The sequence below is a fragment of the Mycobacterium sp. E796 genome (assembly GCF_001672815.1).
Taxonomy (GTDB): domain Bacteria; phylum Actinomycetota; class Actinomycetes; order Mycobacteriales; family Mycobacteriaceae; genus Mycobacterium.
In genome coordinates, this window is record NZ_LZKK01000026.1 from 1 (window position 1) to 9,708 (window position 9,708).

9 protein-coding genes and 1 pseudogene are annotated in these 9,708 nt (G+C 72.0%); 5 read left to right on the forward strand and 5 right to left on the reverse strand.

What is annotated here, in order from left to right:
* On the forward strand, positions 1 to 155 hold a 155-nt coding region (locus A5706_RS01860; protein ID WP_197517722.1), incomplete at its 5' end, for a peptide-methionine (R)-S-oxide reductase.
* A gap of 184 nt (positions 156 to 339) precedes the next feature.
* Here the strand turns inward: A5706_RS01860 and A5706_RS01865 are convergent.
* Positions 340 to 1,830 (reverse strand): PE family protein, encoded by a 1,491-nt coding sequence (locus A5706_RS01865; protein WP_068126489.1) that lies wholly within the window; start codon positions 1,828 to 1,830, stop codon positions 340 to 342.
* 194 nt (positions 1,831 to 2,024) lie between these two features.
* Here A5706_RS01865 and A5706_RS01870 point away from each other — a divergent pair, with 194 nt between their 5' ends.
* Positions 2,025 to 3,305, forward strand: a complete 1,281-nt coding sequence (locus tag A5706_RS01870) for an amidohydrolase family protein (protein ID WP_068126491.1) — start codon at positions 2,025 to 2,027, stop codon at positions 3,303 to 3,305.
* Here A5706_RS01870 and A5706_RS01875 read toward each other — a convergent pair.
* The 4 genes from A5706_RS01875 to hemE all read right to left on the reverse strand — a co-directional run bounded on the left by A5706_RS01875 (position 3,302) and on the right by hemE (position 7,223).
* Positions 3,302 to 4,009, reverse strand: a complete 708-nt coding sequence (locus A5706_RS01875; protein WP_068126505.1) for a class I SAM-dependent methyltransferase — start codon at positions 4,007 to 4,009, stop codon at positions 3,302 to 3,304. The genes A5706_RS01870 and A5706_RS01875 overlap by 4 nt on opposite strands.
* Positions 4,010 to 4,072: 63 nt before the next feature.
* Positions 4,073 to 4,768, reverse strand: a complete 696-nt coding sequence (gene hemQ / locus A5706_RS01880) for a hydrogen peroxide-dependent heme synthase (RefSeq protein WP_068126493.1) — start codon at positions 4,766 to 4,768, stop codon at positions 4,073 to 4,075.
* Positions 4,769 to 4,773: 5 nt separating this feature from the next.
* Entirely contained in the window at positions 4,774 to 6,141 is a 1,368-nt protein-coding gene (locus A5706_RS01885) for a protoporphyrinogen oxidase (protein WP_068126495.1), read from the reverse strand.
* Positions 6,138 to 7,223, reverse strand: a complete 1,086-nt coding sequence (gene hemE / locus A5706_RS01890) for a uroporphyrinogen decarboxylase (RefSeq protein WP_068126497.1) — start codon at positions 7,221 to 7,223, stop codon at positions 6,138 to 6,140. Before hemE ends, A5706_RS01885 begins: the two co-directional genes overlap by 4 nt.
* 57 nt (positions 7,224 to 7,280) lie before the next feature.
* On the opposite strand from hemE, the gene A5706_RS01895 reads away from it, so the two are divergent.
* The 3 genes and pseudogenes from A5706_RS01895 to A5706_RS01905 form a co-directional block, all read left to right on the forward strand.
* Positions 7,281 to 8,087 (forward strand): enoyl-CoA hydratase/isomerase family protein, encoded by an 807-nt coding sequence (locus tag A5706_RS01895; RefSeq protein WP_068126499.1) that lies wholly within the window; start codon positions 7,281 to 7,283, stop codon positions 8,085 to 8,087.
* Positions 8,088 to 8,206: 119 nt separating this feature from the next.
* Positions 8,207 to 8,842: pseudogene (locus A5706_RS01900) on the forward strand (DUF3000 domain-containing protein).
* A gap of 1 nt (position 8,843) precedes the next feature.
* The coding region (locus tag A5706_RS01905) for an HRDC domain-containing protein (RefSeq protein ID WP_068126503.1) at positions 8,844 to 9,708 on the forward strand (865 nt) is incomplete at its 3' end.

Sequence of the window (9,708 nt, forward strand, 5' to 3'; positions counted from 1 at the left end):
ACCATTCGATGGGGACGACGCGCACCGAGGTGCTGTGCGCGAACTGCCACAGCCACCTGGGCCATGTGTTCGCCGGCGAGGGCTATCCGACGCCGACCGATCAGCGGTACTGCATCAACTCGATCTCGCTGCGCCTGGTGCCGGCGGGCGCGTAGCGCGTTCTCCGTTGGCGGGATGTGCCGACGTGCCCGCCTCAGAGCGACAACGTTATTGGCCGCGCGGTAGCCCGCGCGGCACCCCCGCGAGTTGTCGCTCTGAGGCGGGCAGAAAGCCAACCCCGACCGTCCGGTGACAAAAGTGACGGGTGAGGCGTCAACCCCTGGCCGGCGCGCGCGATGCCTATACCCCGTCCATTCCGGGCTGACCGAACAGGCTGCCGCCGGCGCCGCCCCGGCCAGGCGCGCCCGGGGTGGGGCCGCCCCCGGCGCTGCCGCCGTTGCCGCCGTTGCCGACCAGCACGGCGACGCCGCCGTTCCCGCCGTTGCCCCCAGTGACCAGGCCCTCGCCGGCGGCGCCACCCACCCCGCCGTTGCCGATCGGCCCGGCGTTGCCGCCGGCCCCGCCGTTCCCGCCGGTCGTGTAGCCGAACCCGCCGATGCCGCCGGCCCCGCCCGAGCCGTTGAATCCCGCGCCGTTGCCGCCCGCGCCGCCGTCACCGCCCGTGGTGGCGCCGACGCCGCCCCGGCCGCCCACCCCGCCGGCGCCCTGGAAGGGGTTGGAGTCGCCGCCGTTGCCGCCGTTACCGCCGTGCCCGGTGACCCCCGTGCCTCCGGCGCCGCCGAGGCCGCCGTTACCGGAGATTCCGCCCGCGGTGCCACCGTTACCGCCGTTGCCGCCGTTGCCCATGACGCCGGTTCCCCCCGCGCCGCCGATCCCGCCGCCGCCTTCGAACGGACCGCCCGTGCCGCCGTTGCCGCCGTTGCCGCCGTCGCCCGTGCTGCCGGTGCCCCCGGGGCCGCCGGGTCCACCGTTGCCCCACAGCAGGCTGCCGCCGCCGGCCCCGCCGTTGCCACCGGTTCCGCCGTCCCCGCCGGAGCCACCGAAGCCGCCGGAGCCCAACAGTCCGCCCATCCCGCCGGGTCCCCCGGTCCCGCCGATCCCGTTGGGCCCCGCGGGCCCGCCGGCGCCACCGGCGCTGCCGTGGGTCTGGTCGGGTCCGCCGAAGCCGAGTAGGCCGCCGGCCCCGCCCGCGCCGCCGTTACCGCCCTGGGTGAGCCCGTACCCGCCGGTGCCGCCGGTGCCACCGCCGCCGAACAGCAGCCCGGGCCCGCCGGCCCCGCCGTTACCGCCGACGCCCGTCGGGCTGGCGCCGCCGGTGCCGCCCGGGCCGCCGACGCCGAACAACCCGGCCGCCCCTCCGTTGCCGCCCGGCGCCCCCGGGGCGGTGCTGTTGCCGCCGGCCCCGCCATTGCCGACCAACAGCCCGCCGGGCCCGCCCGGTTGCCCTATCCCGCCGACGGTGCCGCCGTTGGCGCCGTTGCCGATCAGCGGTCGCCCCAGCAGGGCCAGTGTGGGCGCGTTGATGGCGTCGAGCAGGCTGCCCTGGACGTTGGCGGCCTCTGCGCCGGCGTACGCCGCCATGCCCGACGTCATGTTCTGCAGGAATTGCGTGTGAAAGGCCGCGATCTGGGAGCCCAGCGCCTGGTATTCCTGCGCCTGCGCGGAGAACAGCTCCGCGACCGCGGCCGACACCTCGTCGCCGGCCGCCGCGACCACGCCCGTCGTCGCGGCCGCCGCGGCCGTGTTCGCCGCGCTGATCGCCGAACCGATGCCGGCCAGGTCGTTGGCCGCGGCCATCACCAACTCGGGAGCCGCGATCACGAACGACATGGGATACCCCCCCTATCCGATGCGCCATGACCACGAGGTCATTTCCCCCAGCGCCGCCGGTAAGAGCGCAGCCTACGCGTTCGGGGCGCGCGACATGCCGGGTTCGGCGAGAACCGCTTTCGCCGCTGCTATCCAGGTTGTACCGTTGCACCAACAGTAAGGGTCACAGCTACTCGACCGGGAAGCGGGCGAACATGAACAAGGACGATTTGATCCTGATCAGCGTCGACGACCACATCGTCGAACCGCCGGACATGTTCAAAAACCACCTGCCCAAGAAGTACGCCGACGAGGCGCCCCGGCTGGTGCACAACCCAGATGGCAGCGATAGCTGGCAATTTCGCGATGTGGTGATTCCGAACGTGGCGCTCAATTCGGTGGCGGGCCGGCCGAAGGAGGAGTACGGGCTCGAACCGCAGGGTCTCGACGAGATCCGGCCGGGGTGCTGGCAGGTCGACGAGCGGGTCAAGGACATGAACGCGGGCGGGATCTTCGCCTCGATCTGCTTTCCGACGTTTCCGGGGTTCGCCGGCCGGCTGTTCGCCACCGAGGACCACGAGTTCGGCCTGGCCCTGTTGCGGGCCTACAACGACTGGCACGTCGAGGAGTGGTGCGGGGCGTATCCGGCGCGGTTCATCCCGATGTGCCTGCCGGTGATCTGGGACGCCGAGGCGTGCGCGGCCGAGGTGCGCCGCAACGCCGAGCGCGGCGTGCATGCGTTGACATTCAGCGAAAACCCTTCGGTGCTGGGCTATCCCAGCTTTCACGACGACTACTGGACGCCCCTGTGGAAGGCGCTGGTCGACACCGACACGGTGATGAACGTGCACATCGGTTCCTCAGGGAAGCTGGCGGTCACCGCACCGGACGCGCCGATGGACGTGATGATCACGCTGCAGCCGATGAACATTGTGCAAGCCGCCGCGGATCTGCTGTGGTCGGCGCCGATCAAGAAATACCCCGGCCTCAAGATCGCCCTCTCCGAGGGCGGCACCGGGTGGATCCCGTATTTCCTGGAGCGGGCCGACCGCACCTACGAGATGCACTCGGCGTGGACCCACCAGGACTTCGGGGGCAAGTTGCCCAGCCAGGTGTTCCGCGAGCACTTCTTGACGTGCTTCATCAGCGACCACGTCGGGGTGCAGCTGCGACACCAGATCGGCATCGACAACATCGCGTGGGAGGCGGACTACCCGCACAGCGACTCGATGTGGCCCGGTGCGCCCGAAGAACTCTGGGATGTCCTTCGCGCCCATGATGTTTCGGAAACCGACGTCAACAAGATGACGCACGAAAACGCCATGCGGTGGTACTCGTTCGACCCGTTCCCGGCGCACCCGCGCGAGCAGGCCACGGTGGGCGCGCTGCGCCGGTCGGCCGAAGGCCATGACGTGTCGATCCGCGCCCTCAGCCATCACAAGAAGGGCGAGCGGGTGTCCAACGCCCTGGCCGAGGCGACCCGCGGCAACAGTTAGTCCACCCGGGTGGCGTGCACCTCCCAGAACGGGGCGTGCACCCGGCCGTTCACCAGCCACGGCTCCATCGCCCGGAACCGTTCCAGCATCGGCTGCACCTGGTCGGCCATGTCCGGGTTGCGCGCGGCCATCATCTCGATCGACTCGGCGCTGATGTTGACCAGATAGGTCGTCGGGCCCAGATAGGTGATCTCCCAGCCGTTGGGCGGCAGCACGTCGCGAAAGTCGCTCTCGGACAACGACCGCATCATCTTGAAGCCGTTGACGTCGTGCTCGCCGAACTCGAACATGTACAGCCGCGCCCCCGGCTTGGTCGCCCGGTGCAGCGCGCGCGCATACGACTGCTGCATCTCGGGCTCGCTGCTGAAGGTGTGGTAGAAGGCGCAGTCGACGACGGTGTCGAACCGGCCGTCGAGCCCGTCCAGTTTGGTGGCGTCGGCCACCTCGAAATTGACTGACACCCCGGCCTTTTGGGCGTTTGCCCGGGCCCGTTCGATCGCGGCCTCCGAACCGTCGACGCCGGTCGCGGGGTAGCCCTTGGAGGCGTAGTAGATCGCGTGGTGGCCCGGGCCGGTGCCCGGGTCGAGCACCTCGCCCTTGACCGCGCCGAGCGCGACCAGCCGCTGGACCACCGGTTGCGGGCCGCCGATGTCCCAGGGCGTGGCGGCGGGGAGCCCGTGCGACATCCGGTCGTCGCGGTACATCTCCTCGAAGCGGGTGGGATCGGTCGGGTCAAACGTCGTCACTGTGTCCCCCTCGATTTCGAATTACGGCAATGCGGTGACTAATTGCTCGACGGGCACCCGAGGCCCGGTGAAGAACGGCGTCTCGGCCCGGGTGTGCCGGCGGGCGTCGGTGGCGCGCAGCTCGCGCATCAGGTCCACGATGCGGTCCAGCTCTGGGGCCTCGAACGCCAGGATCCACTCGTAGTCGCCCAGCGCGAACGCGGGCACGGTGTTGGCGCGGACGTCCTTGTACTCGCGGGCGGCCATGCCGTGCTCGGCGAGCATGCGGCGGCGCTCCTCGTCGGGCAGCAGGTACCACTCGTAGGACCGCACGAACGGATACACGCAGATGTAGGCGCCGGGCTCCTCGCCGGCCAGGAACGCCGGGATGTGGCTCTTGTTGAACTCGGCGGGCCGGTGCAGCGCGACGCTGCTCCACACCGGCGAGCAGGCCCGGCCCAGCGTGGTGGTGCGCCGGAAGTCGGCGTAGGTCGCCTGCAGCGCCTCGACGCGTTCGGCGTGGGTCCAGATCATGAAGTCGGCGTCGGCGCGCAGGCCCGCCACGTCGTAGAGGCCGCGCACCACGACGCCGCGCTCCTCCTGTTGCTTGAGAAACGTCGTCGCGTCGTCGATCACGGCGTCCCGCTGGTCGCCGAGCTCACCCGGCCGGACCGAGAACACCGAGAACATCAGGTAGCGCAGCTGGGAGTTCAGGGCGTCATAGTCGAGTTTGGCCATGGCACCTATCGTGCCACTTCCCTGTTGACGCCATGGAGGACGTTCTTCACCGCGCGCCCGGCCGCCCCGACGCACGCCGGCACGCCGATCCCGTCGAGGTAGCTGCCGGCCACGGCGAGGGTCGGCGGCAGGCCGGCGCGAATCTCGGCGACCACCTCGGCGTGGCCGGGGCCGTACTGCGGCATGGCGTCGAGCCAGCGCTGGACGCGGGCGTCGACGGGGTCGACGGTCAGCCCGAACACGTCGACCAGGTCGCTGAGCGCCCAGCCCAGCAACTCGTCGTCGGGGGTGCCGGCCGCCAGGTCGTCGCCGAACCGACCGAACGACAGCCGCAGGTGCTGGGTGTCCCCGCGCGTGCCCCACTTGCGTGATGAGAGCGTGATCGCCTTGGCGCGCAACGGTTCTCCGCTCGCGACCAGGACCCCGGAACACTGCGGGAACGGGGTGTCGGCGGGCACGGCCAGCGCCACCACCGCCGACGACGCGCTCTCGATCCGGCGCGCCGCGGCGGCGGTGCGCGGGGCGACCTCGCCGAGCAGGTCCGCCACCCGCGGGGCCGCAACGGCCAGGATCACCGCGTCGGCGGGCCAGCGGGCGCCGGTGTCGTCGAGCAGCTCCCAGCCCGGCCCGGCGGGGTCGAGCCGTTGCACCGCGGCGCGGACCCAGCGCGGCCGGGCCCGCCCGACCAGCTCGTCGAGCAGCACCTGGTAGCCGCCGTCGATCGCCCCGAACACCGGCGCGCCGGTGGCCGGCGGCAGCGCTTGGCGGACGGCGTCGGTCAGGCTGGCGGCGCCGCGGTCCAGGGCCGCCGCGACGCCGGGTGCGGCCGCGCGCAGGCCGATCGTGGCCGCCGAGCCCGCGTACACCCCGCTGAGCAGCGGATCCACCGACCGGGCCACCACCTGCGCGCCGAACCGGTCGCCGACCAATTCGGCCACCGCGGGATCGCTGCCGGGCTGCCAGGCCAGCGGTCGGGTCGGTTCGGCGTCGATGCGCGCGAGCGTCGCCTCGTCGACCAGACCCGCCAGCGAAGCCGCCGACGACGGGATCCCGACGACCGTGCCGGCGGGCAACGGGTGCAGCCGGTGGTCGCTGTAGATCAGCGGGCGGGCGCCGGTGGTGCCGATCTGGCGCGCGGACAGGCCCAGTTCGGCCAGCAGCGCCGGCATCTCGGGGCGGCGCAGCACGAACGCCTCGGCGCCCAGATCCATCGGCCGCCCGCCGACGTGTTCGGTGCGAAGGATGCCGCCGAGCCGGTCGGCGGGATCGAACAGGGTGATGCTCGCGTCGGCACCGGCGGCCACGCGCAGCCGATACGCCGCCGTCAGGCCCGAAATACCGCCGCCCACAACACAATACGACGGGCACGTCATAGCGAGTGAACCAGCGCAACCAGGTCGGTCAGCACGCCGGGGTCCGTCTCGGGCAGCACCCCGTGCCCGAGGTTGAAGACGTGGCCGGCCGCGCCGGCGTCCACCGCGCGGCGCCCGTCGTCGATGACCGCCCGCGCGGCGCGTTCGGCCACCGGCCAACCCGCCAGCAGCACCACCGGGTCGAGGTTGCCCTGCAGCGCCGTGCCCGGTTCCACTCGGGCGGCGGCGTCGACCAGCGAGGTCCGCCAGTCCACCCCGACGACGGTGGACTGGCCGGGTTTCATGCCGCACTTCAGCGCCGCGGACATGGAACCCAGCAGTTCGGCGGTGCCGACCCCGAAGTGCGTCATCGGCACGCCGTATTCGGACAGGGTCGCGAAAACCCTTGAGCTGTGCGGCAACACGTATCGGCGGTAGTCGGCCAGCGACAGCGTCCCCGCCCACGAGTCGAACACCTGGATGGCGTCCACGCCGGCCTCGAGTTGCCCGCGCAGGAACGCGACGGTGAGGTCGGTGAGCTTCGACATCAGCTCGTGCCAGCTGGCCGGCTCGGCCAGCATCATCGCCTTGGTGCGCGCGTGGTTGCGGCTGGGGCCGCCCTCGACGAGATAGGACGCCAGCGTGAACGGCGCGCCGGCGAAACCGATCAGCGGCACGTCGCCCAGCTCGCCGACGAGCAGCGAAACCGCCTCGCAGATCGGCCGGATCGCCTCGGGGTCAAGGGGTTTGAACGCGTCGATGTCGGCGTCCGTGCGCACCGGGTGCGCGATCACCGGCCCGACGTCGGCGACGATGTCCAGGTCGACGCCCGCGGCCCGCAGCGGCACCACGATGTCGGAGAACAGGATCGCCGCGTCGACCCCGTGCCGGCGGATCGGCTGCAGCGTGATCTCGGCGGCCACCTCGGGCTCGAAGCAGGCCGCCAGCATGCTGTGTCGTTCGCGCAACGCCCGGTACTCGGGCAACGAGCGACCGGCCTGCCGCATGAACCACACCGGCACCCGGCCGGGCTTGCGCCCGGAGACGGCGGCCAGGTAGGGCGACTCGGGGAGGTCGCGACGCGTAGGCGCAGGGTTGTTCATTGGCTCTAATGCTGCCACGACGGCTTGCCGACATCGCCGCTGCGTAACATCACGCCAATGCCGATCAGTTACGACGAGTTCCCCAGCCTGCGCTGCGAACCCAGCGAGAGCGGCGTGCTGACCCTGGTTCTCGACGCGCCGGGGCTGAACTCGGTCGGGCCACAGATGCACCGCGACCTGGCCGACATCTGGCCGGTGATCGACCGCGACCCCGCCGTGCGCGTCGTGCTGGTCCGCGGCGAGGGCAGGGCGTTCTCCTCCGGCGGCAGCTTCGACCTGATCGACGAGACCATGGGCGACTACCAGGGCCGGATCCGCATCATGCGCGAGGCCCGCGACATGGTGCTCAACATGGTCAACTTCGACAAGCCGGTGGTCTCGGCGATCCGCGGGCCCGCCGTCGGCGCCGGACTGGTGGTGGCGCTGCTCGCCGACATTTCGGTGGCCGGCCGGACCGCCAAGCTGATCGACGGGCACACCAAGCTCGGGGTGGCCGCCGGCGACCACGCCGCGATCTGCTGGCCGCTGCTGGTCGGGATGGCCAAGGCCAAGTACTACCTGCTGACCTGCGAGACGCTCTCCGGCGAGGAAGCCGAGCGCATCGGACTGGTCTCCACCTGCGTCGACGACGACGACGTCCTGGCCACCGCGACGCGGGTGGCCGAGGACCTGGCGCGCGGCGCGCAGGACGCGATCCGCTGGACCAAGCACAGCCTCAACCACTGGTACCGGATGTTCGCGCCGGCCTTCGAAACGTCGCTCGGCCTGGAGTTCCTCAGTTTCAGCGGTCCCGACGTCCGGGAGGGCCTCGCCGCGCACCGCGAGAAGCGCCCGGCCCGATTCAACGGGGGAACGACGCCCTGATCAGGCACGACGCCCGCTGCGGGGCCCCGAAAACGCGTGGTAACGGCTTGGTCGCGACGACGGCGAAACTCGGCGCGCCTGTTTCGGCGTGTCGGGTGATGGGTCTAGCGTCGAACGCTGTGACCCGCGCCTGTGACGATGCGGAGCGGGAGCGACGAGGAGGAGCGGCGCCGTTGACCTCGACTGAACCGGCCCCATTCCGCGAGGCGGTGGCGGCGATGAACGCCGTCACGGTGCGGCCGGAGATCGAGCTGGGCCCGATCCGCCCGCCGCAGCGCCTGGCGCCCTACAGCTACGCGCTGGGCGCCGAGGTCAAGCATCCCGAGCTCGAGATCGTCCCGGAACGCTCCGAGGGCGACGCGTTCGGCCGGCTGATCCTGCTGTACGACCCGGACGGCGCCGACGCGTGGGACGGGACGATCCGGCTGGTCGCCTACATCCAGGCCGACCTGGATCCCAGCGAGGCGGTCGACCCGCTGCTCCCCGAGGTGGCGTGGAGCTGGCTGGTCGACGCGCTGGAGTCGCGCCTCGAGCACACCACGGCCCTGGGCGGCACCGTCACCGCCACGACGTCGGTGCGCTACGGCGACATCTCCGGACCACCCCGCGCCCACCAGCTGGAGCTGCGGGCATCGTGGACCGCGACGACCCCCGACGTCGGGGCGCACGTCGAGGCGTTCTGCGAGGTGCTCGAGCACGCCGCGGGCCTGCCGCCGTCCGGGGTCACCAACCTGAGCTCACGCTCACGCGCCTGACATGGGCGAACCGGGGGCCCCCGGGCCCGATAGCACCGCGCCCGGCAGGACCCCTGAAGCCACCCCGTTGCTGCACCCGGCCGAGGGGGTTCCCGATCTCGCGGTGAGCGTCCGCCAGATCGAGGACGCCGCGCGGCTCCTGGACCGCGGGCGCGGCCCGTTCGCGGTGGACGCCGAGCGCGCGTCGGGCTTCCGCTACTCCAACCGGGCCTACCTGATCCAGATCCGACGGGCCGGGGCCGGCACGGTGCTCATCGACCCCGTCAGCCACGGCGGCGACCCGCTGACCGTGCTGCGGCCGGTCGCCGAGGTGCTGGGCACCGACGAATGGATCCTGCACTCCGCCGATCAAGACCTGCCGTGCCTGGCCGAGGTGGGCATGCGGCCGCCGGCGCTCTACGACACCGAGCTCGCGGGGCGGCTGGCCGGCTTCGATCGGGTGAACCTGGCGACCATGGTGGACCGGCTGCTGGGGCTCGGGCTGGCCAAGGGGCACGGCGCGGCCGACTGGTCCAAGCGCCCGCTGCCCGCCGAGTGGCTCAACTACGCGGCGCTGGACGTGGAATTGCTCATCGAGCTGCGCGCGGCGATCTCCGATGTGCTCGACGAGCAGGGCAAAAGCGGTTGGGCCGCAGAGGAATTCGACTACTTGCGCGAGGTGGGCGCCCGCGACGCCGCCCCGGTGGTCAAGCGGGACCGCTGGCGCCGGACGTCGGGCATCCACCGGGTGCGCGACCGGCGAGGCCTCGCGGCCGTCCGCGAACTGTGGACGGCGCGCGACCGCATCGCCCAGCGCCGCGACATCGCGCCCCGGCGGGTGCTGCCGGATTCGGCCATCATCGACGCCGCCCTGGCGAACCCGAAGA